Source organism: Bradyrhizobium sp. ORS 375 (genome assembly GCF_000239775.1).
In the GTDB taxonomy this organism is placed as follows: domain Bacteria; phylum Pseudomonadota; class Alphaproteobacteria; order Rhizobiales; family Xanthobacteraceae; genus Bradyrhizobium.
In genome coordinates this window covers 1-26,136 of the sequence record NZ_CAFI01000076.1, presented here as the reverse complement: position 1 = coordinate 26,136, position 26,136 = coordinate 1, and the positions used below count along the sequence as shown (strand labels likewise).

At 66.2% G+C, this 26,136-nt stretch carries 25 protein-coding genes and 1 other RNA gene; 16 read left to right on the top strand and 10 right to left on the bottom strand.

The features are described from left to right. Positions 1–178 precede the first annotated feature (178 nt). Positions 179–1,423 (bottom strand): TAXI family TRAP transporter solute-binding subunit, encoded by a 1,245-nt coding sequence (locus BRAO375_RS06730; RefSeq protein ID WP_009026710.1) that lies wholly within the window; start codon positions 1,421–1,423, stop codon positions 179–181. A gap of 118 nt (positions 1,424–1,541) precedes the next feature. Beyond that, positions 1,542–1,997, bottom strand: coding sequence for a DsrE family protein (locus BRAO375_RS06725; protein WP_009026709.1), 456 nt, complete (start codon positions 1,995–1,997; stop codon positions 1,542–1,544). A 1,449-nt stretch (positions 1,998–3,446) separates the two neighbouring features. Here BRAO375_RS06725 and ssrS point away from each other — a divergent pair. The 3 genes from ssrS (at position 3,447) to BRAO375_RS06715 (ending at position 5,136) form a co-directional block, all read left to right on the top strand. Beyond that, positions 3,447–3,608, top strand: a non-coding RNA gene (gene ssrS, locus BRAO375_RS35850) — 6S RNA. A gap of 120 nt (positions 3,609–3,728) precedes the next feature. Then, the gene (locus BRAO375_RS06720; protein WP_009026708.1) at positions 3,729–4,310 is read left to right on the top strand and encodes a 5-formyltetrahydrofolate cyclo-ligase; all 582 of its coding nucleotides are present in this window, start codon (positions 3,729–3,731) and stop codon (positions 4,308–4,310) included. Position 4,311: 1 nt separating this feature from the next. Continuing rightward, positions 4,312–5,136 carry a TIGR00282 family metallophosphoesterase gene (locus BRAO375_RS06715; protein ID WP_009026707.1) on the top strand — a complete coding sequence of 275 codons (825 nt, stop codon included), beginning with the start codon at positions 4,312–4,314 and terminating at the stop codon, positions 5,134–5,136. Positions 5,137–5,146: 10 nt separating this feature from the next. Here the strand turns inward: BRAO375_RS06715 and BRAO375_RS06710 are convergent, their stop codons facing one another. Together BRAO375_RS06710 and BRAO375_RS06705 are read right to left on the bottom strand one after the other, a co-directional pair. After that, on the bottom strand, positions 5,147–6,577 hold the full coding sequence (locus BRAO375_RS06710) for a methyl-accepting chemotaxis protein (RefSeq protein ID WP_009026706.1): 1,431 nt from the start codon (positions 6,575–6,577) through the stop codon (positions 5,147–5,149). Between the two features lie 45 nt (positions 6,578–6,622). Next, the gene (locus BRAO375_RS06705) at positions 6,623–8,371 is read right to left on the bottom strand and encodes a methyl-accepting chemotaxis protein (protein WP_009026705.1); all 1,749 of its coding nucleotides are present in this window, start codon (positions 8,369–8,371) and stop codon (positions 6,623–6,625) included. Positions 8,372–8,596: 225 nt separating this feature from the next. Between BRAO375_RS06705 and BRAO375_RS06700 the strand changes: the two genes are divergently transcribed. The 7 genes from BRAO375_RS06700 (at position 8,597) to ybgC (ending at position 13,584) form a co-directional block, all read left to right on the top strand. Then, a complete protein-coding gene (locus tag BRAO375_RS06700) occupies positions 8,597–9,343 on the top strand; it encodes a YebC/PmpR family DNA-binding transcriptional regulator (protein ID WP_009026704.1) in 747 nt (248 codons plus the stop codon). A 74-nt stretch (positions 9,344–9,417) separates the two neighbouring features. After that, positions 9,418–9,945: a crossover junction endodeoxyribonuclease RuvC gene (ruvC, locus tag BRAO375_RS06695; protein ID WP_009026703.1), complete on the top strand. Its 528-nt coding sequence runs from the start codon at positions 9,418–9,420 to the stop codon at positions 9,943–9,945. Next, complete coding sequence (gene ruvA, locus BRAO375_RS06690) at positions 9,942–10,559, top strand: Holliday junction branch migration protein RuvA (protein ID WP_009026702.1); 618 nt, start codon at positions 9,942–9,944, stop codon at positions 10,557–10,559. Before ruvC ends, ruvA begins: the two co-directional genes overlap by 4 nt. A gap of 46 nt (positions 10,560–10,605) precedes the next feature. Further along, entirely contained in the window at positions 10,606–11,025 is a 420-nt protein-coding gene (locus BRAO375_RS06685) for a cytidine deaminase (protein WP_035639299.1), read from the top strand. Continuing rightward, positions 11,022–12,071, top strand: coding sequence for a Holliday junction branch migration DNA helicase RuvB (gene ruvB / locus BRAO375_RS06680; RefSeq protein WP_009026700.1), 1,050 nt, complete (start codon positions 11,022–11,024; stop codon positions 12,069–12,071). The genes BRAO375_RS06685 and ruvB overlap by 4 nt, the downstream gene beginning before the upstream one ends. Positions 12,072–12,155: 84 nt before the next feature. Next, the gene (locus BRAO375_RS06675; protein WP_009026699.1) at positions 12,156–13,076 is read left to right on the top strand and encodes a metallophosphoesterase; all 921 of its coding nucleotides are present in this window, start codon (positions 12,156–12,158) and stop codon (positions 13,074–13,076) included. Between the two features lie 61 nt (positions 13,077–13,137). Further along, positions 13,138–13,584, top strand: coding sequence for a tol-pal system-associated acyl-CoA thioesterase (gene ybgC, locus BRAO375_RS06670; protein ID WP_009026698.1), 447 nt, complete (start codon positions 13,138–13,140; stop codon positions 13,582–13,584). 4 nt (positions 13,585–13,588) lie between these two features. Here ybgC and proA read toward each other — a convergent pair whose 3' ends face one another. Together proA and BRAO375_RS06660 are read right to left on the bottom strand one after the other, a co-directional pair. After that, positions 13,589–18,367: an anti-phage protein ProA gene (gene proA, locus BRAO375_RS06665; RefSeq protein ID WP_035639296.1), complete on the bottom strand. Its 4,779-nt coding sequence runs from the start codon at positions 18,365–18,367 to the stop codon at positions 13,589–13,591. A 123-nt stretch (positions 18,368–18,490) separates the two neighbouring features. Next, on the bottom strand, positions 18,491–19,135 hold the full coding sequence (locus BRAO375_RS06660; RefSeq protein ID WP_009026696.1) for a glutathione binding-like protein: 645 nt from the start codon (positions 19,133–19,135) through the stop codon (positions 18,491–18,493). 90 nt (positions 19,136–19,225) lie between these two features. Here BRAO375_RS06660 and BRAO375_RS06655 point away from each other — a divergent pair, with 90 nt between their 5' ends. Continuing rightward, the gene (locus BRAO375_RS06655) at positions 19,226–19,897 is read left to right on the top strand and encodes a TetR/AcrR family transcriptional regulator (RefSeq protein WP_009026695.1); all 672 of its coding nucleotides are present in this window, start codon (positions 19,226–19,228) and stop codon (positions 19,895–19,897) included. 4 nt (positions 19,898–19,901) lie between these two features. Here BRAO375_RS06655 and BRAO375_RS06650 read toward each other — a convergent pair whose 3' ends face one another. Next, the gene (locus BRAO375_RS06650) at positions 19,902–20,867 is read right to left on the bottom strand and encodes a 2-hydroxyacid dehydrogenase (RefSeq protein ID WP_009026694.1); all 966 of its coding nucleotides are present in this window, start codon (positions 20,865–20,867) and stop codon (positions 19,902–19,904) included. Between the two features lie 89 nt (positions 20,868–20,956). On the opposite strand from BRAO375_RS06650, the gene BRAO375_RS06645 reads away from it, so the two are divergent. From BRAO375_RS06645 to BRAO375_RS06625, 5 genes are all read left to right on the top strand, one after another. Beyond that, complete coding sequence (locus BRAO375_RS06645) at positions 20,957–21,301, top strand: hypothetical protein (protein WP_009026693.1); 345 nt, start codon at positions 20,957–20,959, stop codon at positions 21,299–21,301. Between the two features lie 93 nt (positions 21,302–21,394). Then, a complete protein-coding gene (locus tag BRAO375_RS06640) occupies positions 21,395–21,763 on the top strand; it encodes a YciI family protein (RefSeq protein ID WP_009026692.1) in 369 nt (122 codons plus the stop codon). Beyond that, a complete protein-coding gene (locus BRAO375_RS06635; RefSeq protein ID WP_009026691.1) occupies positions 21,760–23,034 on the top strand; it encodes an RNA polymerase sigma factor in 1,275 nt (424 codons plus the stop codon). The genes BRAO375_RS06640 and BRAO375_RS06635 overlap by 4 nt, the downstream gene beginning before the upstream one ends. A gap of 138 nt (positions 23,035–23,172) precedes the next feature. After that, a complete protein-coding gene (locus tag BRAO375_RS06630) occupies positions 23,173–23,541 on the top strand; it encodes a DoxX family protein (RefSeq protein WP_009026690.1) in 369 nt (122 codons plus the stop codon). 30 nt (positions 23,542–23,571) lie between these two features. After that, positions 23,572–23,991: a VOC family protein gene (locus BRAO375_RS06625; RefSeq protein ID WP_009026689.1), complete on the top strand. Its 420-nt coding sequence runs from the start codon at positions 23,572–23,574 to the stop codon at positions 23,989–23,991. 5 nt (positions 23,992–23,996) lie between these two features. On the opposite strand, the gene BRAO375_RS06620 is transcribed toward BRAO375_RS06625, so the two are convergent. From BRAO375_RS06620 to BRAO375_RS38355, 3 genes are all read right to left on the bottom strand, one after another. Then, entirely contained in the window at positions 23,997–24,443 is a 447-nt protein-coding gene (locus BRAO375_RS06620) for a hypothetical protein (RefSeq protein ID WP_009026688.1), read from the bottom strand. Between the two features lie 4 nt (positions 24,444–24,447). Continuing rightward, positions 24,448–25,242: an SDR family NAD(P)-dependent oxidoreductase gene (locus BRAO375_RS06615; RefSeq protein ID WP_009026687.1), complete on the bottom strand. Its 795-nt coding sequence runs from the start codon at positions 25,240–25,242 to the stop codon at positions 24,448–24,450. Between the two features lie 675 nt (positions 25,243–25,917). Then, a partial coding sequence (locus BRAO375_RS38355) for a hypothetical protein (protein ID WP_210161266.1) occupies positions 25,918–26,136 on the bottom strand: 219 nt, incomplete at its 5' end.

The following is a 26,136-nucleotide window of genomic DNA, read 5'->3' as shown; positions in this document are numbered from 1 at the left end:
GTGGCTGCCCCTCACCCCGACCCTCTCCCCGTTAAGAACGGGGAGAGGGAGCAGACCGCCCGAGACTTGATGGATCGTCTCACACCATTGAGTCGGCTAATCACGTCGATCTTAGGGGAAGGGCCACGAAGCTGCATTGAAATCGCAGCTTCTGGCCTGGCCGTGTCTAGCGTCCCTCTCACTTCCGCTGCTTCCGGCTCCATTCCAGGAACGAGCGATACAGCTCGTCCTTCTCGGCCTTCGACGGGGTCCTGGCCTGCGACGCGAGAAACGCGTCGAAGCGCTCCTGCTGCGTCAGGCTGCCGGTAGCCGCCGGCGGCAGGCCGACATCGGCTTCCTTCTTCATGCGCTCCAGCACGGTCTCGACGTAAGGGTAGCGCTGCCAGCCCGGCACCTGGGCGTCGAGGTTGAGGTCCTTCCAGCCCGGGTGGAATGGCGGCTGCTGCAGCCGGGCGAGGTTGGTGAACAGCGTATCGACGAAGCGGTTGACGCGGTCGGCGCGATCGCTGCCCGGCTTCCAATTGTAGACGGCCAGAACCGACGGGACGGCGATCGTCTCCACCGCCGTGTCCGGCGCCACCAGCCCCGGATAGGTCTCGGCCTTGATGCTGGTCGGATAGTAGAAATCCGAGAATTGCTGCGTGTACGGCACCGGCACGAAGTGGAATCCGGGATCGGTCTTCTTGCCGCTGAACAGCTCGCCAGGCTTGGACGCGACATACACCATCGCCGCGATCTCGCCCTTGTGCAGCTTCTCCAGCGCCACCGGCCCGCCGACGGCGACCGGCTCGATGTCGATGCCGAGCCGCCGGAAGATCAGCGGTCCGGTATGCGCAGCCGCCACCCCCGCCGTGCCGACCGCGATCTTCTGCCCCTTCAGGTCCTGCAGCGTCTTGAACTCCTCGCGCGCATAGATGTGCACGTCGGAGATGAAGAAACGCAGCACGTAGCGGATGCGGTCGTTGATGTTCGAAAGCCCGGCCTGCTTGGCGTAGAAGTCGAACGCATCGGCATAGGTGATCGCGACGTCGACGCCGCGCAGATACAACAGGTCGGCGATGTTCGAGGTAGTGCCGCGCGTCACCATCGGGATCAGGCGCATGTTGTCGCCGTCATCCATCGTCCGCGCCATCTCACTGGCAAAGCGCACGAAGCCGCCGTCCGGCAGGCCCGCGGCGAGGCCGACGGTCCACTGATTCATCCGTGCCTTGATCGCGGCTTCGTCCGACGCGCTGCGCGATTCGGCCGCACGCACCTCCGACACCCGCGGCTCGATCGCCCGTCGCTCGGCCGAACGCGCCGGTTTGAGAGAGAGCGGGGCGGCAGGCTGGTCTTGCGCCCGCGCGGCGCCGTGGAAGCTGAAGAAGGCAGCAGAGATCATGGCCAGCGCCATCAGCGCTGGGCCCGCGAACGTTCGACGCATGACGGTAGTCCCCCCGATCGCGCCTGCTCTGGTGTCCCCGCGAGCAGACTGCTGTGTTCTCAATCTCAGGTCGAGTTGTTGTGCGACCGAAACCTGGCGGATTTGGGGCAGTGACTACCTACGGTTTCAGATAGCTCCAGCCGCTCTCCTGCAGCTCCATCAGCCGCACCGCGCCCGATGGTACGAGGCTCGCTTCAGCAACAATGGCGATCGGATGCCCCTCGCGCTTTTCCATTCCGCGCTTGGTGATGTTGCAGGCGGAGAATTTGATCTTGGCCGGAAAGCTGAGCTCGGCGATCTGCTTCAGCCGGTCCTTCACCGGCGAGGTGTCCTCGCGCAGCATGTTGAGACCGGGCCCGTAGGTGACGAGCTCGATCTCGACCTCCTCACCCTTCTCCTTGAAGGTCTCCATGATGTTCGTGGCATTGTTCAGCGCCAGATTCATGATCGCCGGATCGTTCTGATCAACCTGGATCGAGACCCGGTGAGTCTTGACGTCGGCGGCGAGGCCGGCGCCGACTGACGCGATCAGCAGCGCGCAGGCGGCCGTGACAGATTTGAGATCGAAGCGCATGCCAACTCTCCATTGACGCGGATACGCGACATTTATGTACGCTGCAGGGCATTTGGATGTGGTCATGATCCACCACAACCTCAGCTGCATTCGATGGGCCTCAATCATGGCGAGACTATGCGCCTGCCGACGCGGCATTGCCGCGCGGGCGCCGTCATCGCTCCGGCGTCATTGTGATCAGTCAGACCGGCGGCCCCCTGACAGGTGTTCGAGGACATGATTGACACCTTCACGATCGGTGCAAGCGTGCTTCGCAGAGACAAATGGAGCTGTGGCCCACCGCTGTCGTCCCGGCGAACGCAGGGATCCATACCGCGGACGCTATCAGTTGGGCACGGTGGGCCAGACCGAGTGAAACGACGGATGGCCGTTGGTGTAAGTTGGCGGTGATGCAAGGACGTGGTCTCACCAAGAACTCCGCCGTCGTCCCGGCCTTGAGCCGGGATCCATAACCACCGGCGGAGATGAGGCAGGCAACTCACAGCCATGTCCCTCGGATGCGTCCGCGGTATGGGTCCCGGCGTTCGCCGGGACGACGGCGGAGGGTTGGGCCGCATCAGGGCAAGCAAGATGCTCGCAAGCTTGTCTTGGCGGACGCTGCACGACGGGCAATCCGCGCATGGGCCGCATGCGCAAACTGCCCGTCGCGTTACGATGTCGCAGGCTGCGTCGCTTGTCGTGTCGGGCAAATCAGGTCGATGCTTCCGCCCGTCCTGCTGCCGCATGAGGGGCGTGTCGCGACCGTCACGAGACGTTGGCAGTGGGATGCGATGGGCGTGGATTGCCGCAGCGTGAGTCGATCGCGCGGACGAACGGCGAGGCACGACCGGTCAAGTCGCGTGGTCCTGACACCCCGAAGCTGGTGTCCCCCGCGCAACGTGCGGGAGCGCGTTGCGCGACATGGTGGCCAACAAGCCCGGCGCACCAGGGAGAGCGCGAAGCAGCCGTTCAACCGTCGCGCAGGGAAGGCCGGGCTGTCCCGGCTGCACCTGTGGTACCTGCCGCCTGCATTTCTTCTCGCAGGCGGGCCACGGGCGTCAGCCGACGCCCGGCCTTCCCTGCGCCCTCTGTTCGCGGAGGGTGATCGAAACAACAGCTCGGACGCTGAGCGCCGCGAGAGTGTGAAGCCATGCCTATTCTGATCTGCTCTGCCGCGGTCGGCCGGGCTCCCACCACCCCACAACGTCATCGCCCGCGAAATGTTTACCCCGTAGACATAGCGGACGATCCAGTACGCCGCGGCCCTTCGGCTCAATCACTGCCGTCACGGCGTACCGGGTCGCCCGGTCCCGTCTTCGCCTTCGGCTTCGACGCGGCCGCGAATGAACAGGGCGCGCCGAAGCTTCAGCGAAGGCGCGAGCCGGGCGACGACACCGAGTTGGACGCCCGATGTTGCCTTATCCACGTCCACCGCTGGCAAAATCACCCGGCCATGGTTACATTGCCTCGGCGAGGCTGCGACGCGCGTCCGGAACCAACATATCCCCGGGGCCTTATCGATCCTTTAGGGAACTGTCCCTGGCCAGGTCCGTGGATCTGGACATATGGTGCCCACCTACTTTCGTAGGGAACTCCGGGATCGAGCGTTTCAACGGCGATTGCGGCTTCGCTCTTTCTCTCTGGTCGCTTCAGTCCTCTTCGCTTCAGTCCCCTTCGATTGCTGACCTGCATTTCCGAGAACGTCCGAGCGCCCGGGTCCGCGCGCTCCAACGGAGGTCCCGTCGCATGCCGATGAAGGCCGCTCAGCACACCAAACAGCAGTTGCGCACGGCCGCCCTCGCAGCGCGCGACGCCTTGAGCGAGGACGACAGGGCCGCGGCAGCGCAGGCCATCGCAGCGCGCGGCCTGCCATTCGCGCTGAAGCCGGGCATGGTGGTTTCGGGCTACGCGCCGATCCGCAACGAGCTCGACCCGATGCCGCTGATGCGCGAATTGGCCGGGCAGGGCGCCCGGCTGGCGCTGCCGGTCGTGCTGGCGCGCGGCCATTCGCTGTCGTTCCGGGCCTACGTCCCGGGCGACCGGCTGACGCTCGGCGCGCTGGGCATCCCCGAGCCGTCGCCCGTCGCGGCCGAACTGGTGCCGGATGTCATGCTGGTGCCGCTCGCCGCCTTCGACCGCACCGGCCATCGCATCGGCTATGGCGGCGGCTACTACGACTACACCTTCTCGCATCTGCGGAAATCGCATCATGTGATCGGCGTCGGCCTCGGCTTCGCCGTGCAGGAAACCGAGGCCATTCCGGCTTTGGCCCACGACGCGGCGCTGGATTATGTGCTAACCGAAGGCGAGACCTTGGACTTCCGGAGCACTTGAGTTGCGCATTCTCTTCGTCGGCGACGTCGTCGGCCGGTCTGGCCGGACCGCCGTCACAGACCACCTTCCAGGCTTGATCCGTGACTGGGCGCTCGATCTCGTCATCGTCAATGGCGAGAACGCGGCCGGCGGATTCGGCATCACCGAAGCGATCTACCAGGAGCTGGTCGACGCCGGCGCCGACGCGGTCACGCTCGGCAACCACTCCTGGGATCAACGCGAGGCGCTGGTGTTCATCGAACGCGCGCCGCGCCTGGTGCGGCCTGCGAACTACCCGGCGGGCACGCCCGGCCGTGGCGCCGCGCTGGTCGAAGCCAAGAACGGTGCGCGTGCGCTGGTGGTCAACGTGCTGGGACGCGTGTTCATGACGCCGTTCGACGATCCGTTCGCGGCTGTTGGCCGTGAGCTCGGCGCCTGCCCGTTGCGCGAGGCGGCGGATGCCGTTGTGGTCGACGTGCACTGCGAGGCGTCGAGCGAGAAGCAGGGGCTCGGCTATTTCTGCGACGGCCGGGCCAGCCTCGTCGTCGGCACCCACACTCACGTGCCCACGGCCGATCACCAGATCCTGCCCGGCGGCACCGCCTATATGACCGATGCCGGCATGACCGGCGACTACGACTCCATCATCGGCATGCAGAAGGACGAGCCGCTGCGCCGCTTCCAGTCGGGTATCCCGTCGGCGCGCTTCGAGCCGGCGATGGGCGAGGCGACGCTCAGCGGCGTGGCGGTCGAAACCGACGACGCAACCGGGCTGGCAGAGCGGATCGCGCCGGTGCGGATCGGCGGCCGGCTGTCGCAGACCAAGCCGACATTCTGGGGCGCGTGAGACGAACGGGTCAGGCCTTGATGCGGAAACCCATGCGGAACGCGCCCCAATGCCTGCCCTTGATGAAGATCGGTGCGGAGAGATCCTTCATCAGCACGAACTGCCCGCCGCCCATGTCGCGGCGGTAGGTCTGCAGCAAAAACGGCTTGCTGCTGGCGGCGGCGACCTTCGTCACCGCGCGGTCCTCGAACAGCCGGCGGTTACGGCAATTGGCGTTGTTCCAGACCGGGTCGGGCCCCTGCGGCTTGCGGTAGTTCGGATTGTGCGTCGGCAAATAGCCGCCGCGGGCCCAGGCGACGCAAAACACGATGCGCGGGTCGCTGCCCTGGATCGGGTCCTGGATCGCGGGCAGCACGCGGTCGGTGAACTCGACGTAGCGGGTGAGATATTGCTTCGGGTTGGTGCCGGGAATTTCGCGGTAGCTCTCGTCCATCAGGTCTGCGAGCGAGATCTCGCCGCGATCGACCGCGGCTTCGAACACAGCCGAGATCTGCCGTGCGGTCTCGACGACGGTGCGGATCAGCGGCGCATCGGCGGTCTCGACGCCGCTCTCGGCGATCAGCCCGATCAGCGCCTCGGAATGATCGAGCAGCTTGGCGATGCGGCTGTCGGCCTGCTTCAGCTCGAGCGAGGACTGGTCGACGCCCTTGGCAAGCTCGGCGAGCTCGCTGATGACCGCGTCGCAATGCGCGAGGTTGGAGGTCGCGGCCCTCGCCACGCCGTCGATCTCCTGGCCGACGCTGGTGAAGCCGTCCTGCACGCGGACGATGATGCCGCCGATCTGCTGGGCGCCTTCGCCCGCGGTCTTGGCCCGCGAGGACGCCTGGCCGCTCTCGCCGAGCAGGCTCTTCACCTGCGAGTCCAGCCCGCGCAGGGTGTCGCCGATCTGCTGCGTCGCCTGCCGCGTCGCCTCGGCGAGCGACTTCACCTCGCTCGCAACGACCGCGAAGCCCTTGCCGGCGCTGCCGGCGCGGGCGGCCTCGATGGTGGCGTTGAGCGCCAGCAGGTTGGTCTGCTTGGCGATCGCCTCGATCGCGACCGAGACCTTCGCGACCTGCGACAAGGCATCGCCGACCGAGCCGAGCCGCTGCTCGATTCGCTCCACCGAATCGACCAGCTCGGAGATGTGCCGCACCGCCGTCTCGACGACGTTGCGCGACTGTGCGATGTCGCCGACGGCGGCGGTTGTGGCGGATTGCACCGCCTGCGAGGCGGTGGCGATGTCGTGATTGGCCGCAACCATTGTCTTGGCGGTGGCCTGAAGGTGCCCGAACCGTTGCGACTGGTAGCTGACGCGACTGGCGACCTCCTGGACGTTGCCGGCGACGTCGGCCAGCTCCACGCCGAGCCCGCCGATGCGGTCGGCGATCTCGTCCATCAGCCGTTCGGCGCCGGAGCGCGCATCGTGACTTTCCAGAATGGCGCGTTGCGCGACCGACATGTTCAGGCTCCCGGACGTAAGGACTTCAGCAGGTCACCGCACAGCTCACAATTTGTAGGCGGTGCGGAAGCCGCCCCAGTGCCGGCCGCGGACCCGGATCGGCACGTCGATCTCGCGCATCATGACGGTGTAGCCGTTGCCCATGTCGCGCGCGTAGCTCTGGATCAGATAGGGCCGCTGGTTGCGACCCGCGGCAAGTCCGGCCGGATCGTTGAAGATGCGACGGTTGCGGCTGTTGGCGGTGTTGAAGGCGACATCGCCCGGCCGCTGCGGATGCGAATAGATCTTGTTGTGCACCGGCAGATAGCCATTGCGGTCGATCGCGACGCAGAAGGCCATGCGCGCATCCTTCGCCAGGAACGCTTCCTGGAACGACGGCAGCGCGCGCTCGGCCCAGTCGAGCATTCGGCTGCGGTGCTGCTGCGGATTGGTGCCGGGGATCTCGACATAGTTGGTGTCGAACATGTCCTCCAGCGTGATCTCGCCCCGCGCGACGGCGCTTTCGAACATCCGGTTCAGCTCGGTGCCGGCCTCCATGGCGCGGGTGACGAACTCGTTGTTCTCCTCGTGCAGTGCCCAGAGCTTGTCCTCGATCTTCTCGCGCAGCTCGGCGCCGGGCGCATCGAACCGCGCCTGGGCGCCGGCCTTGACCTGCTCGGTGATACCAAGCCGGCAGGGGCCGACATCCTCCAGCACGGCGTCGAAGCGCTCGTTGACGGCGAGGCGGCTCGCCTCCGGACCGGTGATCAGCACGCCGTCGTTGGAGATCTCGTAGACCTGGGCCGTGACCGCGCGTCCGCCGCTCTTGATCTCGAGCTTGAGATGGCAGGGCAGGCGCTCGCTGCCGCTGCGCGCGGTCCGGTCGCCCTGGCGCAGCAGCACGGCGCAGCGCGCCTTGAGCTTCTGGGCATACATCGTCACCGCGCGGCCGGCGCTGGTGACGCGCTCGCCATAGCTCTCGGCCTGCTGGGTGGCGCTGCTGATGTCGGCGGCGCTGTCCACCACGGACGAGATGAATTGGGACGCCTGGGCGGCGTTATCAGACATCTCGCCGGTGGTCTGATTCTGCTCGGCGACCGCGCCGTTGACGTTGGTGAAGACAGGGCGGATCGCCTCGATCGCCTGGGCGATCCGATGGACGGCGTCGGCCGACCCTGCGGCGTCCTTCTGCAGCGCCTCGATCTTGCGGGTGATCTCCTCGGTCGCGTTCTGGGTCTGCACGGCCAGTGCCTTGACCTCGGTCGCGACCACGGCGAAGCCGCGGCCGGCCTCGCCGGCGCGGGCCGCCTCGATCGTGGAGTTCAAGGCGAGGAGGGTGGTCTGGCGGGCGATCTGCGAGATCAGGTTGACGACATTGCCAATCGCCGCGGAGGATTCGCGCAGACGGTCGACATTCTCGCGCGCCTCGCGGGCGGCGGCGCTGGCCTGGTCGGCGAGCTGGCCGGCATCCTGGACCTGGGCGCGGATGCCGTGGGCGGATTGCGTCACCTTCTCCGCGGCCTGGGCAAAGGTGGTGGCCGTTCCCTGCGCGGCGCTGCTGCGCCCGCTCAGGGCATCGGCGCGCTGGCGGATGTCGGTCAGCGTTCCCGCCGTCGCCTCGGCGCCGCTGGCGACCGAATTGGCGGCGCGCTCGAGCTGGCGGATCATGCCGCCGAGCTCCAGCTCCAGCAGGTCGAGAATGGCCTTGGCCGAATCGGCGTCCGACGACGCCGGCGGCTCGGGGGCTGCGGCCGGCTTCGGCTCGACCACCGGTTCGGGCGCCGGGGCACGTCTCGCAAACAAACCAAACGCCATTGGGGTAGCCCCCCGGTCGTGCGTGAAAAGGTGCAGAAGGCGGGCATCCTTGCACTTGACAGTGAAGCCATGGTTAACATTTGGCTTATGAGGGCAGGTGGCCTGGCGGTGCTCCGGCGATCCCAGCCCCCTTGAATCCACCCCAAATCTTTGATTTTGACGATTCCCCGGCCTATAAGGCCGCGCTTCCCCACTGACCTCCAGACGAATTGCAAGAGACCTCGCATGGCCGGCCATTCCCAATTCAAGAACATCATGCACCGCAAGGGCCGGCAGGATGCGATGAAGTCCAAGCTGTTCGGCAAGCTGGCGCGCGAAATCACCGTCGCGGCCAAGCTCGGCACGCCGGATCCGGCGATGAACCCGCGCCTGCGCGCCGCCGTGGTCGCCGCCCGCGCCGAGAACATGCCGAAGGACAATATCGAGCGCGCCATCAAGAAGGCGCTCGGCGGCGAGGGCGAGAACTACGCCGAGATCCGCTACGAGGGCTATGGCCCGGGCGGCGTCGCCGTCATCGTCGAGGCGCTGACCGACAACCGCAACCGCGCCGCCTCCGACATCCGCTCCTTCTTCACCAAGTCCGGCGGCAACCTCGGCGAGACCGGGTCGGTGTCGTTCATGTTCGATCGCGTCGGCATCATCGAGTTCGACCGCAGCGTCGCCTCCGACGATGCGGTGCTGGATGCGGCGATCGAGGCCGGCGCCGACGACGTGATCTCGGGCGAGGGCGGCCACGAGGTCTATGCCTCGCCGGACAGTTTCCACGAGGTCGCCAAGAACCTCGAGGCCAAGTTCGGCGAGCCGCGCAAGGCGGCGCTGACCTGGAAGCCGCAGAACACGGTGGCCGTCGACGACGAGACCGGCGAGAAGCTGGTGAAGCTGATGGATCTCCTGAACGAGCACGACGACGTCCAGAACGTCTACGCCAATTTCGAGATTTCCGACGCGCTGATGGCGAAGATGGGCGGTTGACGGACGGTTAACCACGACGACCCGGTCGTTCCGTTTATGTTTCCTCAGGGGCGGCGCGAGGCTATCTCTAACCCATGAAAGCCCAGCCGATTCGCGCAGCCATCCGCATCATCGGGATCGATCCCGGCCTCCGCCGCACCGGCTGGGGCGTGATCGAGAGCGAAGGCAACCGGCTGATCTATGTCGGCTGCGGCTCGGTGGAGCCCCCGGACGACCTGCCGCTGGCGAACCGGCTGCTCGCGATCCACGAAGGGCTTGCGAAGGTGCTGGCGGACTTCCAGCCGCTGGAAGCCGCGGTCGAGCAGACCTTCGTCAACAAGGACGGCGTCGCCACTCTGAAGCTCGGCCAGGCCCGCGGCATCGCCATGCTGGCGCCGGCGATGTTCGGAATTTCGGTCGCCGAATACGCCCCCAACCAGGTCAAGAAGACGGTGGTCGGCGCAGGGCACGCCGACAAGGGCCAGATCGCGGTCATGCTGAAGATCCTGCTGCCCAAGGCCGAGCCGCCGTCGGCGGATGCCGCCGATGCGCTGGCGATCGCCATTACACACGCGCATCACCGCCAGGGCCAGGCGCTGCGCATGAAGGTGGCCGGCCTATGATCGGCAAGCTCAAGGGCCTGATCGACTCATACGCCGAGGATTTCGTGATCCTCGACGTCGGCGGCGTCGGCTATCAGGTGCACTGCTCGGCGCGCACCCTGCAGGCCTTGCCGTCACCGGGTGAAGCCGCCACATTGTCGATCGAGACCTATGTGCGCGAGGACCAGATCAAGCTGTTCGGTTTTCGCTCGGATGTCGAACGGGAATGGTTTCGTCTTTTGCAGACCGTGCAGGGCGTCGGCGCCAAGGTCGCTCTTGCCGTCCTCGGCACCCTGCCGCCGGCCGATCTCGCCAACGCGATCGCGCTGCGCGACAAGGCCGCGGTGGCGCGCACGCCGGGCGTCGGCCCGAAGGTCGCCGAGCGCATCGTAACCGAGCTGAAGGACAAGGCGCCAGCGTTCGCCGACGTCGATCCGGGCGTGGTCAGGTTGTCGGGCGCAATCGAGGACTCCCGCGCGCCGCAGCCGATCGCGGACGCGATCTCCGCGCTGATCAATCTCGGCTATGGCCAGCCACAAGCGGCCGCCGCCATTGCCGCCGCCTCGCGTGCCGCCGGCGACAAGGCCGAGACCGCGCAACTCATCCGCCTCGGCCTCAAGGAGCTGGCGAAATAGCCGCGCGCCGCTGTGACGGACGCGCAGAAGGACAACGATCTTCCCCATGGTGAGCAAGAAGGACAAGGAGCTGATCGAAGCGGCGACAGCGGCGGTGAAGAACCGCTACCGCAACGATTGGCAGGAGGTCGGCGCGGCCATGCGCACCCGCGACGGCCGCATCATCACCGGCGTCAACATCGACGCCTATCTCGGCCGCAACGCCGTCTGTGCCGAAGCCATCGCCATCGGCCGCGCCATCACCGAGCACGGCGACCACGGCATCGAGACCATCGTCGCGGTGCGCCATCCGAAGCCCGGCGAGCCGGGCGAGGTCTCCGTGGTCTCGCCCTGCGGCACCTGTCGCGAGCTGATCCATGACTATGATGCGAAGGCGCGCGTGATCGTGCCGTCGAACGGCAAAGGGCCAGATGTGGTGACCATCGGCGAGCTGCTGCCGAACAAATACCGGCGCGGCAACGAATGAAGCCGCCTGCGCGCATGGTCAGTCCGGAGCGGCGCTCCGACGATGTCGGCGACACCGCGCTGCGTCCGCAGCAGCTGTCGGAGTTCGTCGGCCAGCAGCAGGCGCGCGCCAATCTGTCGATCTTCATCGAGGCGGCGCGCAAGCGCGGCGAGGCGCTCGACCATGTGCTGTTCGTCGGGCCGCCGGGCCTCGGCAAGACGACGCTGGCGCAGATCGTCGCGCGCGAGCTCGGCGTCGGCTTCCGCGCCACCTCGGGTCCGGTCATCGCCAAGGCCGGCGATCTCGCGGCGCTGCTCACCAATCTCGAAGAGCGCGACGTGCTGTTCATCGACGAGATCCATCGTCTCAGCCCGGCGGTCGAGGAGGTGCTCTATCCCGCGATGGAGGATTTCCAGCTCGACCTCATCATCGGCGAGGGCCCGGCGGCGCGCTCGGTGAAGATCGATCTGTCGAAGTTCACGCTGGTGGGCGCGACGACGCGCGCGGGGCTGCTGACCAATCCGTTGCGCGATCGTTTCGGCATTCCGATCCGGCTGAATTTCTACACGGTGGAAGAGCTGGAAGGCATCGTCACCCGCGGCGCCCGCGTGCTCGGCGTCGGCATGACCGCCGACGGCGCCAACGAGATCGCGCGTCGCGCCCGCGGCACGCCGCGCATCGCTGGCCGTCTCTTGCGCCGCGTGCGCGACTTTGCTTCGGCAGCCAACGCCAGCGCGATCGATCGCGCCATTGCCGACCACGCCTTGAGCGCGCTGGAGGTGGATGCCGCCGGGCTCGATGCCATGGACCGGCGCTACCTCTCGACCATCGCGCTGAACTACGGCGGCGGCCCGGTCGGCGTCGAGACCATGGCGGCGGCACTGTCGGAGCCCCGCGACGCGATCGAGGACATCATCGAGCCGTATCTCATTCAATGCGGCTATCTGCAGCGCACCCCGCGCGGCCGGCTGTTGACCTCGCATGCGTTCAAGCATCTCGGCATGGCCGAGCCTTCGAACCGCGACCCCGGCCAGTTTGGACTGTTCGGCAGTGAGGGCGATGATTAACGAATCTGCTGACAATCTGCACAGACGCACCCGAAATCGGTTGCAATGATCGGAGAGAAAGGAGCCGCTGCGAGGAGTTTGTCCATGCTGTCACGCCGTCGCTTTCTCTCATTCTCCGGCGCTTTCGCCGCCACCGGTTTTTCCACCGCCACCTACGGCGTCGGCATCGAGCCGCTCCGCCTCGGTGTCACCGACTATCACATTCGTCCGCGCATCTGGCCGGCTGGTCTCAAGTTCAAGGTCGCCGCCATTGCCGACATTCATGCCTGCGATCCCTGGATGTCGCTGGCGCATATCGACGGCATCGTGCAGCGCACGAATGCGTTGAAGCCGGACCTGATCGTCCTGCTTGGTGACTATGTCGCCGGTCATCGTCATCACATCGGGCGCATCGACGCCTCGGACTGGGCGCCGGTGCTCGGGGGCCTGAGGGCGCCGCTCGGCGTTCACGCCATTCTCGGCAATCACGACTACTGGGACGACAAGACGGTGCAGCGCGACGGTCATGGCGCGCCGTTCGCCCGGAAGGCGCTCGAGGCCGCCGGCATTCCGGTCTACGAGAACGACGTCGTGCGCCTCACCAAGAATGGCCATGCCTTCTGGCTCGCCGGTCTCGGTGATCAGCTGGCCTACATGCCGGCACGACGCTTCCGGCCGGTGCCGCGCATCGGCGTCGATGATCTCGCGGGCACGCTGCGCAAGGTTACCGATAGCGCGCCGGTCATCCTGCTCGCGCATGAGCCGGACGTCGCGCTCCGCGTGACCTCGCGGGTCGCGCTGCAGCTGTCCGGCCACACGCATGGCGGCCAGGTCCGCGTGCTCGGCTGGTCGCCGGCCGTGCCTGCGCGCAATGGTGTGAATCTCGCTTATGGTCACATCCGCACGCAATGCGACGTGATCGTCTCGGGAGGCTTGGGGTGCAGCATCATGCCCGTTCGAATCGGCGTGCCGCCGGAGATCGTTCAGGTCACGATCGGCGGGGAACCGATGGAGGTGACGTCTTAAGCTTGCGCTCGCGGCTCACTTGCGCGAAACGATTGCCATTTCCGGCGATCGAGGATTTCCAGTGACCCATCATCTCGACGGCGAGATCCGCGACGGACGCCACCACATGCAGGTGCGTGTCTACTACGAGGACACCGATTTTTCAGGCATCGTCTACCACGCCAATTATCTCCGCTTCATGGAGCGCGGCCGCACCAATCATTTGCGGCTGATGGGCGCCGAGCAGCATGCACTGTTCGCGGAGGCCGCCAGCGAGGCACCGGGCTTCGCCTTCGTCGTGCGTTCGATGACGCTCGACTTCCTGCGGCCTGCGCGCATGGATGACGTGCTCGACGTCGTTACCTGGCCCATCGCGGTGAAGGGCGCTTCGATCACGCTGGCCCAGGAGGTCAGACGCGGCGCGGAGGTGCTGGTCAGGGCGGACGTCAGGGTCGCCTTCATCAGCGGCGGCAAGGCGCAGCCGATCCCGAAGGCGCTGCGCGACCTGATGAAGGCCGACCTCGCCTAGTGGATCAAGCCGGCGCGGTGGGCGAGACCTCCGGCTTGGTGAGTAGCTCTCCCTCGCGCCGCAGGCGTCCTGCGTCCAGAAGATCCTCGAGGCTGCTCTGAACAGCCTCGCGCAACTGGGCGCTGGTCGCTCCGAAGCCGAACAGCCGGGCGACGGCCTGGATCAACTGGTCCTGCTCGGCGCCAAAATTCTGCTCGACGACCTGCATGATGGCCGCCTTGATTTCCTCCGGCGGCAGCATCTCGGGCTTGCGCAAGGTCGTCGATTGCACATCCTCGCGGTTGCGCACGACGATGGTCTGGCCGGGCACAACAAAGAACGGCCCCCCGGCGATCTGTCCCTTTGCCGCCGCCGCGTTCAGCGCCGCTTTCACCGCATCGCGAATGCGGTTGCCGGCGCGGGCGAGGCCCCAGGCCGATCGGATCCGGACGATGATCTCCGATTCATGCACCGGCCCTTCGACCGCGACGATCTCGACGACGTGCCGCATCATGTTAGCGAGTGAGGTCTCGTGCGGCTCGATCTCCCGGCGGACCCGCAGCTTCGCCTCCTCATAGGACGTGACTGTCGGCGCCTGGGCGACGAGCTCTGTCGGGCGCTCCTCGGCTTGATTTGGCGCCGGCACATCTTTCGTTGCTGGCGGCTCGGGCCGCACGTCTGCAGGTCCGTCGTCGATCTCCTTCCAATGTGCCTTTGCCGCCTCGATCGCGCGAAGAACCTTGTCTGTTTCCTCCCTGGGACGAAGAAACCAGTCCGTCGACCAGATGCGGTGCAGGACCCAGCCATGCGCTTCCAGCACGTTCTGACGCAGGCGATCGCGATCACGCGCCGAGCGGGAGGCATGATACTGCGCGCCATCGCATTCGATGCCGAGCAGGAAGCGGCCGGGCTTGTCCGGATCGACGATCGCGAGATCGACGAAGAAGCCGGCGGTGCCGATCTGGGTCTTCACGTCGTGGCCGAGCGCCCGCAGCTTGGCGGCGACCTGCTCCTCGAACACCGAATCCGGATCGCGACCAGTCTCCTGCGCGATGCCGAGCTGGCCGGTTTGCGCGTAGTTCAGGAACGTCTTCAGCGCCGCGATGCCGCGGCCCTTGGCGCGGGACAGATCGATGTCGTCACCGGTGATCGAGGAGAACACCTCGCAGCGCAGCTTCGCCCGGGAGATCAGCACGTTCAAACGGCGCTCGCCGCCATCCGAGTTCAGCGGGCCGAAGCTCATGGAGACGAAGCCTTCCTTCGTCCTGCCGTAGCCCATCGAGATGAAGATGACGTCGCGCTCGTCGCCCTGGATGTTCTCGAGGTTCTTGACGAAGAACGGCTCGCTCGTGCCACGCACGAAGAAGCTCTCCGTTTCCGGGCTCTCCTTGCGGAGGATCTCAAGCTGGTCCTGAATGGCCTGGCGCTGTGCCACCGAGAAGGTCGCGACCCCGAGGCTTCTCTCCGGCGTCTCGCGTGCATGGCGCATGACGGCTTCAGCGACAAGCCGTGCTTCCCCCGGATTGGTCCGGCTATTGCCACGCTCATAATGTGCATCCGGGTTGTAGTTGAACTTCAACCCCATGCCGGCCACCGCGTCATAGGGGCTCGGCACGATGAACAGCCGGTTGTCGTAGAACTGCTTGTTCGAGACCGCGATCAGCGACTGATGCTTGCTGCGATAGTGCCAGTTCAACATCCTATACGACAGGCCTTTGGCGAGGCAGAGGTCGAGAATGCTTTCGGCGTCCTTGACCTGGAAGGTCGGCTGATCTTCGTCGTCAGCATCGTCATCGTTCCCGGTCAATTTTGCGAAGAAGCGCGTCGGCGGCAGTTGCCGCTCGTCGCCGACCACCACCATCTGGCGACAGCGCGCGACCGCGCCGAGCGCATCGACCGGCTCGATCTGCGACGCCTCGTCGACGACAAGCAGATCGAAGGCGATCGCGCCGGGCTTCAGGAACTGAGCCACCGAGAGCGGGCTCATCAGGAAGATCGGCTTGATCTGCTGAATGACCGGACCTGCACGGTCCAAGAGCTGGCGGATGGGGAGATGATTGCGCTTCTTGGCCAGCTCGCCGTTGAGCACGCCGAGCGGGCCGATGCCGCCGGCATTGCGCGGCAGCGCTGCGGCATGCTCGTAAGCGATCTGATCGCGGGCCAGCTGCATGCGCTCGACGTCGAGCTTGCGGAAGCCATCGACCAGCCGGTCGTGCGACGCGCCGTCGAAGCGTTTGAGCTGCGGATGCTGCGCGAAGATCACGCTGCGCATCGCGTCGTAGTAAGAATTGTCGAACGTCTGTTCCAACGCTTCGCCCGGCAGCGAGCCATCCAGCGCGCGATCGACCAGGGCTGCGAGACCGTCGGTGCGGGCGAGGCGAATCCGCTCCATGAACGCGATCCAGCGCGTGAGGCGTTCGGTTGAGGTCTGCCACTCCGCCAGGGTCTGCGACAGCTCGTCGAGCCGCACCTGATCGCCGGCCTCGAGCGAGATACGGCCGGGCGCCAACTGTAAAAACTCGATCAATTGCTGAAGGCCTGATCTCAGGTCCGCGAGATCGGTCTTGAATTGATCGATCGCTTGCAGGTCTTCCGTCGACAGAGTGAGATGCGTCAGGCGCAGACGAATCTCGTCATTTGCGAAGGGCCGCGGGAAGGCGTTCCACCAGGCCGTCAGCTTCGCAAGCGCGTCCCAATCCGACTGCTCCTTCTGCCACGCGGTGCCGAACGCCGCGCTGCCGGCACTTTCAACAGCTGCGAAGGACTTGCGCGCGGCTTGCGCGGCCAGGAGACCGTCGATCAGCAGCAGGCGCTGGTCGAGCGATTTCGGCATGGGCACTTGCAAATAGGAGGTCAGCAGCGCCATCTGCCCGCGATAGCTCGCGCTCAACACGCGAAGCCAGGAGTTACCCTTCTCCGCGATCACCTTGCGGCAATCGGACATTGGTGCATCCCAGGCGGACTCGACGAACGCCGACTCGAACGCGGCCTTCAGTTTGGCGTAGCGGATACCTTTGTCGACGACGTCGGCGACATCCTGAGCTCGGCTCCAGATCGGATCGCGAAGAGCAGCCTTGTCGCACTCCGGCATCGCTGCCGAGGCTTCGGCCAATGTCAGCAGACCAGCAGCATCGGCCAACGTGGTTGGCAAAGGCACATCCAGCAGTGGAGCGATCCGTGCGGTGCCCGCCGTGACGCGGCCGAGTGTGCTCGAAACATCGTCCAGCAGCGTGCGCAACTCCGCCATCTCTGTTGGATCCAGCGCGTCGCGGTTCACACCGCGCCAGGGGTGCTGATGAGGGGCTCCATCGGCCGCAATCCGTTCGGCCAGCTCTGCGATCAGCTCCCGTCGTCGTTCCAGGTCCAGCGGAGTCCAGGACGGCGCACCGTTTAATGGAAGTGCCGGCGGTGTCGTCTCGCCGCAGCGCACGAGATGGCCGAGCAGCCGGAATGGCGTCAGCTCGCTCGGCTGATGCGGCTGGTGCATCATGTCGGCATGTTGGTTGAGGCTGTCGCGGCTGTCGGTCAGTCGCTGCACCAAAGTTGCCTCGCCGCGTGGTGCCGGAACACCGGCGGATTTGCTGCGCTTCAGCTCCTCCAGCAGAACCCGCTTGTTGGCCTTGTTGGAGTGCAGCTCGAGCGCGAGGGAGCCGAGACCGACAGTCTTCAGTCGCCGATGCACGACGTCGAGCGCGGCCATCTTTTCCGCCACGAATAGCACCGTCTTCCCCTCGGCCGCAGCCGAGGCGATGATGTTGGTGATGGTCTGCGACTTGCCCGTGCCCGGCGGTCCCTTGACGACGAGGTCGCGGCCGCGGACCACTTCCTCGATCACCACCGCCTGCGATGAATCGGCATCGACGACGTGGTTCATCGCGATCGGCTGGATCACTGGATCGATCTTGCCGTTGTCGGCCACGATCGGCTCGGACGCTTCGAAGCCGTTCTGCAGCAGCGCCGTGATCAGCGGATGCCGGTCCAGCGCGCCGTCGGACGGCCAGTTCTCCGGATCGAGGTCGCGATACATCAGGAACTTGGAGAAGGAGAAGAAGCCGAGGACGATCGCGTCCGTCTTCACCTCCCATCGCTTCTTGCCCGCGACCGTCTCGGCGACGCTGGCCAGATAGCCGGCGATGTCGACATCGTCCTCATCGCCGAAATCCGCGAGCTTCAATCCGAACTCGCCGTCGAGCTTGGCTTGCAGCGAGAGATTCGGGGAGGGCGGCTCGGCGCGCGAGACCAGATGAAACCGGTCGGCCGCGCTGCTGCGTTCGAGACGTACGGGCAACAGCACCAGCGGAGCGAAGCGCTCGGTGTCCGACTTGTCGTCCTCGAACCATTTGAGCAGGCCGAAGGCGAGGTAGAGGATGTTGACGCCCTGTTCTTCTTCCAGGGTGCGCGCGTCGTACCAGATGTCGAGCAGGCGCTTCTGCAGCGCCTCGGATGATAGGCGAGTCTGGAGCCGGGTGTCGGCTGGCCGAGGCTGCGTCTCCGACATGTTGTCGGCCTGCTGCGCGTCTGCGGACGGTGCGCTGGGCGGGAGCAGTGGCAGAGCCGGAGTCGCATCCCCCTTGTCGGCAGATGTTTCGTTTTCGGCAGATGCCTCGGCCTTGGTGGGCAGGAACGAGAAGCGCTTGCCATCGCCGAGCAGCTCGAACAAAGCGGCGGATCGTGCGCCAACGAGATCGATCGTGCGAGTGGTCTTCGTCTTGAGCGGGATATGCACGAGCCGGTTGCGCGTGCCCAGATCGAGCAGCGCGCGCCGGTCCGCCAGCAATCGGTCGCGTACGGATGTTCCTGCCACGTGCAATCCTCCTGCGATTCGAGGATTGCAACCCGATGTCTCCCTGGTCAAGCATTGGATACCGTGCGCGACCGGTCGTGCTGCGCATCTCACCTCGCCGCTCGGGAGATGAGACGTCGTCGGCTATGCCGCCGCCTTGTGGCGCGCGAGTTCCGCCTTGTAGAGATTGAACTCCTCGGCAATGGCCCGTGCGATCGACGGGCGCGTGCGCAGACGCTCGTAGTAGGCTTTCACGGCGGGCCACTTGGCGAGCTCGATCGGCGGCGTTGCCATCGTCCAGTTGATCACGGTGACGAGATAGGCGTCGGCGACCGTGAAATGATCCAGCAGAAACTCGCGATCATCAAGATGATTGTCGAGATGATCGAGCCGCGACAGGTTCTTGTTCAAGACATGGACCTTCATCTCCTCGGGTGCGGTCTTGTCGAGGACCGGGATGAACAGGCCCTTATGCAGCTCGGTGCCGATGAAGCAGAGCCATTGATGCAGCCGGCTGCGGTCCATGCCGGGGCCGGTGCCGAGCTTCGCCTCGGGGAAGCGATCGGCAACATATTGCAGGATGGCGGCATTCTCGGTCAGCAGGTCGCCGTCAGAGGTGCGCAGTGTCGGAACGAGGCCGAGCGGATTGACGGCGCGGAAATCCGACCCGTCATTCAGGACGACCTTCGTCTTCGGATCGACCTCAAGATAGTTTGCCGCCGCGCCGGCCTCATAGAGCGCGATGCGGGTGGCGAGCGAGCAGGCGAGCGGCGAGAAATAGAGGTCCATGGGCGTCTCCCTGGGGCTCCGGAGCGGAGCATTCATTGATTTTTATACTGTCTCGCATAATATACGGTAGGTCAAGGAATTTAGTGCGAAATGGTACAGAAAAAGAAGGGGCCGCCGCACGGCGACCCTCCCGTTGAAAAGACCGCAGCGGCTGCGGAGCCGAAGCGGCGCGGGCGGCCGCGGGCCTATGAGCCGGAGGTCGCGCTCGGCAAGGCGCTCGATCTGTTCCGGACCAGCGGCTTTGCCGCGACCTCGCTCGACGATCTCAGCGCCGCAACGGGCATGAACCGGCCGAGTCTCTATGGCGCGTTCGGGGACAAGCGCGAGCTCTACATCAAGAGCTACCAGCGCTATCGCGACAACGCGCGCGCGCTGATGGGCGAGATCTTCCGCAACGACTGGCCGGTGCGGCGGCAACTGGAGCAGATCTTCGCCACCGCGCTGGACATCTATCTCTCCGGCGAGGAAGGGCCGCGCGGCTGCTTCACGGTGATGACCGCCGGCTCGGAGGCCGTCGCCGATCCCGACATCCGCGCCATGGTGCAGAATGCGCTGACCGAGCTCGACAAAGCGTTTGCGCATTGTTTCCGGCGCGCCAAGGAGAGGGGCGAGCTGCCGGAGCATGCCGATCCCGCGGTCCTGGCGCAGCTGGCGTCGGCGACGATCCACTCGATCGCGGTCCGCGCCCGGGCGCGGGTACCGCGTGAGACCCTGGAGGCGATCGTCGCCGGCGCGATCGACGTGATGCTGGGCGGCAAGTAGCGTCTCAGTATCCTCTCGTGCGATCGACCAGATTGCGCAGCGCGCTGCCGGCTTCGAAGGTCGCGATCTGCTCGGCGACGTAGCGCGAGATCGCGTCGGCATCGGTGTCGGCCGCATTGTGCGGCGTCAGGACCACCTTCGGATGAGTCCAGAATGCGCTCTCGGCCGGCAGTGGCTCCTGGCCGAACACGTCGAGCGAGACCGCGCCGAGCGTGCCGTCGTCGAGGCAGGCGAGAATGTCGGCCTCGTTCTGCAGCCCGCCACGCCCGGCATTGATCATGATGGGAGCGCCGAGCGGCGAGGTGCGCCTGAGGCCAGTGAAAATCTTTCGATTGAGAATGCCGCGTGTATCCGGCGTGAGCGGCAGCAGCGACACCAGGATGTCGGTCCGCGCCAGAAAGGCGTCGAGCTGCGCGGCGCCGTGGAAGGTCTCGATGCCATCGACCCGCTTTTCGCTGCGGCTCCAGCCCGCGACCTGGAAGCCGATGCGCTTGAGCACCTCGGCCGCGTCGATCCCGAGCGTGCCGAGCCCGAGAATGCCGACGTTGATCGCAGCTGCAGGCCATTGATATTTCGGCGCCCAGCGCTTCACGCGTTGGGACTCCCGCAGATAGAGCTCCTGGCGATGGTGCATCAGCACGTGCAGCACGACCCACTCGGTCATCCGCTGGGTGAGGTCGTCGACCGCGACGCGCACCAGCGGCACGCTCGGCAGGGTCTTGTCGGCCATCAGCGCATCGACGCCGGCGCCGAGATTGAAGATCACGCGCAGGTTCGGAAATCCGGCGAGCTCGCCGGGTACCGGCTTCCACACCGCGGCGTAGTGCACCTCGGCCGGGTCGAGGCTCGCATCCGGCAGCAGCACCACCGGCCGGTCGGCGCAGACGTCGTCGAAGCGCGCCTTCCAGCGCTGCGGCGACCAGTTGTCGGTGCCGCCATGGATCAGGAGCGCCAGCGCGCCTTTGGTCATTGCAGGGTCCTCTGAGCTTGCGTGATCTGCTCCACATACCAGATCGCGCGGACGGGCCAATCTCCGGGCATCAACACGGAGACATCGTCATGCGCAAATTGCTTCTCGCGACCGTCCTGGTCATTGCATCCGCCGCGGCCCAGGCCGCGGTCCAAGCCCAAACCATCGACGTCGGCTCGATCCTGTCGGCCAACGGCATTTCCATCGGCAAGAGTGCCGGTCAGCCGCAAGCCGGTGGTGCGGCCGGGATGGCGCAGGGGGCCGGCCAGCAGGGCGGCCAGGGCGCCGCCGGTCAGGGACAAGGTCAAGGACAGAGCCAGGCGCAGGGCCAGGGCCAGTCGCAGCGGCAGGGCGGGCGTTCCAAGCAGCCGCGCGAGAGTGCCCAGGAAACCCGGGCGCGCAATATCGCCGCCAAGTATGGCATCTCCTGGTAGCGTTTCCGCCGGCGGAACCCGCGAAAATTCTTCGCGGGGCTGTCGGCTCCGGGCATACTCCGCCGTCTTGAAGACGAAGGGAGATGCCTGCCGATGCTGTATGCGCTGCTTTGCTATCACGATGAAGATGTCGTCTGCGCCTGGAGCAAGGACCAGGACGCGGCGGTCATGGCCAAGCTCGCGGTCATCCAGGAGCGGCTCGCCAAGCAGGGCCGGCTCGGCCCGGTGGCGCGGCTGCTGCCGACCACGGCCGCGACGACGCTCCGCAAGGAGGATCCGCCGCTGGTGCTCGATGGTCCGTATGCCGAGACCAAGGAGCAGCTGCTCGGCTTCTACATCGTCGATTGCGCCAATCTCGACGAGGCGCTCGAGGTCGCGCGCGAGCTCGGCGAAGCCAATCCCGGCGGCTCCTACGAAATCCGTCCCGTCGGCACCTTCAGGCCGGGAGGAACGCTGGCATGAGCGACGCGGCCTGGATCGATGCGGCCCTGACATCAGCACGCCCCCAGGCCGTCGGCGCACTGCTGCGCTACTTTCGCGATCTCGACGCGGCGGAGGAGGCGTTCCAGAACGCCTGCCTGCGCGCGCTGAAGAGCTGGCCGCAGAACGGGCCGCCACGCGATCCGGCGGCGTGGCTGATCATGGTCGGGCGCAACGCCGGCATCGACGCTGTCCGGCGCGTCCGTCGAGAGCAGCCGCTGCCGGAGGCGGATGACGCGATCTCCGACCTCGACGACGCCGAGAGTGCGCTCGCGGAGCGGCTCGACGGCTCGCATTATCGCGACGACATCCTGCGCCTGCTGTTCATCTGCTGCCACAAGGAGCTGCCGGCGACGCAGCAGATCGCGCTGGCGCTGCGCGTCGTGTCCGGCCTGACGGTGAAGCAGATCGCCCGCGCCTTCCTGGTGAGCGAGGCCGCCATGGAGCAGCGCATCACCAGGGCCAAGTCGCGCATCGCGCAGGCCGACGTGCCATTCGAGACCCCCGGCGCGGTCGAGCGCTCCGAGCGCCTGACGGCCGTCGCCGCGATGATCTATCTGATCTTCAACGAGGGCTATTCGGCGAGCGGCGAGACCGCCGAGCTGCGCCAGCCGCTGTCCGAGGAGGCGATCCGGCTGGCGCGGCTGCTGCTGCGGCTGTTTCCGAGCGAGCCGGAGATCATGGGCCTGACGGCGCTGCTGCTGTTGCAGCACGCGCGCTCCGCCGCCCGTTTCGATGCGGAGGGCTTGCCGATCCTGCTGGAGGATCAGGACCGCACGCTCTGGAATCAGCCGCTGATCGCCGAAGGCCTCGCGCTGATCGACAAGGCGATGCGGCACCGGCGCAGCGGCCCTTACCAGATCCAGGCGGCGGTTGCGGCGCTGCATGCGCGTGCGGCCCGGCCGGAGGACACCGACTGGACGCAGATCGACTTGCTCTACGGTGCGCTCGAGGTCGTGCAGCCCTCGCCGGTGGTCACGCTCAACCGTGCCGTCGCGGTCTCCAAGGTGCGCGGCGCGCAGGCCGCGCTCGACCTGATCGCGCCGCTCGAGACTCGGCTTTCGAACTACTTCTATTTCTTCGGCGTGCGCGGCGCGCTGCTGATGCAGCTCGGGCGCAACGACGAGGCGCGGACCGCGTTCGACCGTGCCATCGCGCTGGCGCACAGCTCGGCCGAGGCCGCGCATATCCGCATGCAGCTCGACCGGCTGATGCGCGACAGTGCGACTGCGCAGACCCGATCGGGCCGATGACGTCAGGCCGAGGATCGGCGCAAAATCTTTCGCGGCCTTGTCGGCGGCACGCTGCGGCCGTCGTCCTTGGAGCGGCACTACAGGGAGGAGCTTGAGATGTCGACGATCGCCTTGGACCAGCCGGTGTCGCGCGCCGAATTGTGGGGCGGCCGCATCCTGAGCGGGCTGGTGATCCTGTTCCTGCTGTTCGACGGCGCGATCAAGCTCATCCCGCTTCCGGTCGTCACGCAGACGATGGACCAGATGGGCTATGGCGGCAGTGATGCCATGGCACGCGCGCTCGGCCTGATCACGCTGATCTGTACGTTGCTCTATGCGCTGCCGGCAACCTCGCTGCTCGGCGCAGTCCTGCTCACCGGCTATCTCGGCGGCGCCATCGCCTCGCATGTCCGCATCGGCAGTCCGCTGTTCAGCCACGTGCTGTTCGGCCTCTATCTCGGGCTGATGGTGTGGGGCGGATTGTGGCTGCGCGACCGCCGTCTGCGCGCGCTGCTGCCGCTGCGCTGAGGCACTGTCCTTTCAACCAAGGAGGATGACATGATCTGTCCCTATCTCACCTTCAACGGCGATTGCGAGCAGGCCCTTAAGCATTACGGCGACGTGCTCGGCGCCAAGGTCGACATGATGATGCGCTATGGCGAGGCTCCGCCGGAGATGCCGTCTGCGCCGGAGCACAAGAACAGGATCATGCACGTGCGCTTCTCGATCTCAGGCGATGTCATCATGGCTTCCGACTCGCCCCCCGAGTACTACCAAGGCAGGCCGAACGGCATCTCGGTTTCGCTGCAGATCGCTGACCCGGCCGAGGCCGAGCGCAAGTTCAACGCGCTGATCGACGGCGGCACGGTCACCATGCCATTCGGCAAGACGTTCTGGTCGAAGGGCTTCGGCATGGGCGTGGATCGCTTCGGCATTCCCTGGATGATCAATTCCCCGGCTGACGGCTACGAGGCCTGACGCCGCTAGCGGCAGGAGGCGTACATCGCCTTCAGCTCGCGCCCGCGCAGCACCAGCAGCCGCGACGTCAATCCGCCGCGGCGCGTGATCCAGCCGCGCACCGGCGCGGGGTAGGTCTGCAGCACCAGCTTGGACGCCTCCGGCTCGGCATAGCTGCGGCCGCGGCGATCGACCGAGCGCGCGGCGTGGAAGCCGAGCACCGCGCGCCGCGTCACGCAGATGCGCTCCTCGGGCACGAGGCTCAGCACCAGCGTGCAGGCGGACAGGCAGGGACCATCGATGATGACGCGCTCACCGGAGGCGCGCACCTTCTCGAACAGATCGAGGAACGGACCGACCTCGCCGCCGGGCGAGGAGATGATGCGGACATCGGCGCGTGCCAGCATCGTAGCGATGCCCCATAGCGCCACCGCGAGCAGCAAGGTCAGGATGATACGCATCCGGCTCGGCATCGTCTCATGCGTTCCTGCGTTGGCCGCGCAACGTCGGCAGACCGATTCCGGCGGCATCGAAGCCGCCGTCCACGGCGAGTACCTGGCCCGTGATATAGCTCGATCGCTCCGAGCTGAGGAAGAAGATGGCCTCGGCCAGCTCCTCTTCAAGTCCATAGCGGTTGAGCGGGATGGCGTCGTGGTAGTCGGCGCGGATCTCCGGCGTGTGCACGTCCCTCGCCATCGCGGTCTCGACCGGGCCGGGCGCCACGGCGTTGACGCGAATGCCGGCGGAGGCGAGCTCGACCGCGAGCTGCTTGGTGAGATGCGCCAGCGCCGCCTTGCTGGTGCCGTAGGCCGAGCGCAGCGTCGAAGCGCGCACCGCCGAGATCGAGGTGATGTTGACGATGGCGCCGCCGTGCTCGCGCATCAAGGGCACCGCGGCCCGCGTGCACAGGAACGGTCCGGTGAGATTGACGTCGAGGATGCGCTGCCAGTCGGTTTCGCTGGTCTCCATGACCGAGGCAAATCGTGCGACCCCGGCGTTGTTCACCAGCGCATCGAGCCGGCCGAAACGCCCGGCGATTCGCTCCAGCGCATCAGCCACCATGGCCGCATCCGACACGTCGCAATGCAGCGCCAGCGTGCGCTCGGGAGATTTGAGCGCGGCGGTGGCATCAGTGAGCAGCTTGGCTTCGATGTCGAGCAGCGCCACGCGCCAGCCCTCGTGCAGAAACCGCTTGGCGGTCGCCAGCCCGATGCCGCGCGCGGCGCCGGTAATCAGGGCGACCTTGTCGGTGAGCTCAGGTGATTCCGTCACGGCGATCAGCTCCTCGGGCCGGCGTCCCGGCTCTTGCTCTGGGTTCCGTCCTAACACGGGCTGCGCGGACCAGCTGTGAAGGCCGTCACATTTATCAGTGTGCGTTCCATCGATCTCCGCGGCGGCCAGCGCAGCGAAGTTCGCCGCCCTTGTCAAACAGCCAAGGGTAGTAACCGGCGCATCGGTTCGCGTTCTCGCGGCACAAAACGCGCCCGAGTCTTGCTCGATGAGACTCCCTCGGCGATCGGAGGGAGCAGGGAAGGCCGGGAGCTCGCCGCCCCCATGGCCCCCGTGCGGAAAAAAGTGCACGGGGCAGGAACCACAGGTTCGGCTGAGACATCCCGGCCTTCCCTGCGCGATGGTCTGACGGCTTATACGCGCTCTCCCCGGGGACCGGCTGTCTTGCCCCCGTTTCCGCCACAATGCGCACACGCATCGGACACGACATCAGCTTCGGGATGTCAGGACCACACGATTTCACCGTACGCGCCGCGTTGTTCGTCTGCGTGTCTACTTCTGAGCATGATGTTGTCGGAAAGCTGTGGCGCAATGTGCGTCGAGGCTTCCCGGTTCCGAATCATGCTCCACGCTGCAACATCGACGCGTCCACCGCGTCCCGCTCCCAACGTTCGTGACGACCGCGAAACGTCCCTCTCGATCGGCAGCAGGACGTGGTTAAGAGACCCCAAATTCTGGAAAAGAGAAAGAAGAATTTTTCGCGGGGAAGGACTGGACAGGGGTGATCGGCTTGAAAGTCTTCACGAAAAAACTTTTCCGGCGCAGCGGATTCGCGGGTTGCGCCGGCGTCTCCAAGCGGGCATTCCGCGCCGGATGCGATCTTCCTCCGGCGGTTGATTTGCCCGTCGGGCCGCGGTGTCGGGTGCCGTCTTGGAC

Bases quoted from the DNA above. Each gene is read 5' to 3' on its own strand.
- BRAO375_RS06730 (WP_009026710.1), bottom strand. From the start codon at position 1,423: ATGCGTCGAACGTTCGCGGGCCCAGCGCTGATGGCGCTGGCCATGATC.
- BRAO375_RS06725 (WP_009026709.1), bottom strand. From the start codon at position 1,997: ATGCGCTTCGATCTCAAATCTGTCACGGCCGCCTGCGCGCTGCTGATC.
- BRAO375_RS06720 (WP_009026708.1), top strand. From the start codon at position 3,729: ATGAAGGCCGCTCAGCACACCAAACAGCAGTTGCGCACGGCCGCCCTC.
- BRAO375_RS06710 (WP_009026706.1), bottom strand. From the start codon at position 6,577: ATGTCGGTCGCGCAACGCGCCATTCTGGAAAGTCACGATGCGCGCTCC.
- BRAO375_RS06705 (WP_009026705.1), bottom strand. From the start codon at position 8,371: ATGGCGTTTGGTTTGTTTGCGAGACGTGCCCCGGCGCCCGAACCGGTG.
- BRAO375_RS06700 (WP_009026704.1), top strand. From the start codon at position 8,597: ATGGCCGGCCATTCCCAATTCAAGAACATCATGCACCGCAAGGGCCGG.
- ruvC (WP_009026703.1), top strand. From the start codon at position 9,418: ATGAAAGCCCAGCCGATTCGCGCAGCCATCCGCATCATCGGGATCGAT.
- ruvA (WP_009026702.1), top strand. From the start codon at position 9,942: ATGATCGGCAAGCTCAAGGGCCTGATCGACTCATACGCCGAGGATTTC.
- BRAO375_RS06685 (WP_035639299.1), top strand. From the start codon at position 10,606: ATGGTGAGCAAGAAGGACAAGGAGCTGATCGAAGCGGCGACAGCGGCG.
- ruvB (WP_009026700.1), top strand. From the start codon at position 11,022: ATGAAGCCGCCTGCGCGCATGGTCAGTCCGGAGCGGCGCTCCGACGAT.
- BRAO375_RS06675 (WP_009026699.1), top strand. From the start codon at position 12,156: ATGCTGTCACGCCGTCGCTTTCTCTCATTCTCCGGCGCTTTCGCCGCC.
- BRAO375_RS06660 (WP_009026696.1), bottom strand. From the start codon at position 19,135: ATGGACCTCTATTTCTCGCCGCTCGCCTGCTCGCTCGCCACCCGCATC.
- BRAO375_RS06655 (WP_009026695.1), top strand. From the start codon at position 19,226: ATGGTACAGAAAAAGAAGGGGCCGCCGCACGGCGACCCTCCCGTTGAA.
- BRAO375_RS06650 (WP_009026694.1), bottom strand. From the start codon at position 20,867: ATGACCAAAGGCGCGCTGGCGCTCCTGATCCATGGCGGCACCGACAAC.
- BRAO375_RS06645 (WP_009026693.1), top strand. From the start codon at position 20,957: ATGCGCAAATTGCTTCTCGCGACCGTCCTGGTCATTGCATCCGCCGCG.
- BRAO375_RS06640 (WP_009026692.1), top strand. From the start codon at position 21,395: ATGCTGTATGCGCTGCTTTGCTATCACGATGAAGATGTCGTCTGCGCC.
- BRAO375_RS06635 (WP_009026691.1), top strand. From the start codon at position 21,760: ATGAGCGACGCGGCCTGGATCGATGCGGCCCTGACATCAGCACGCCCC.
- BRAO375_RS06625 (WP_009026689.1), top strand. From the start codon at position 23,572: ATGATCTGTCCCTATCTCACCTTCAACGGCGATTGCGAGCAGGCCCTT.
- BRAO375_RS06620 (WP_009026688.1), bottom strand. From the start codon at position 24,443: ATGCCGAGCCGGATGCGTATCATCCTGACCTTGCTGCTCGCGGTGGCG.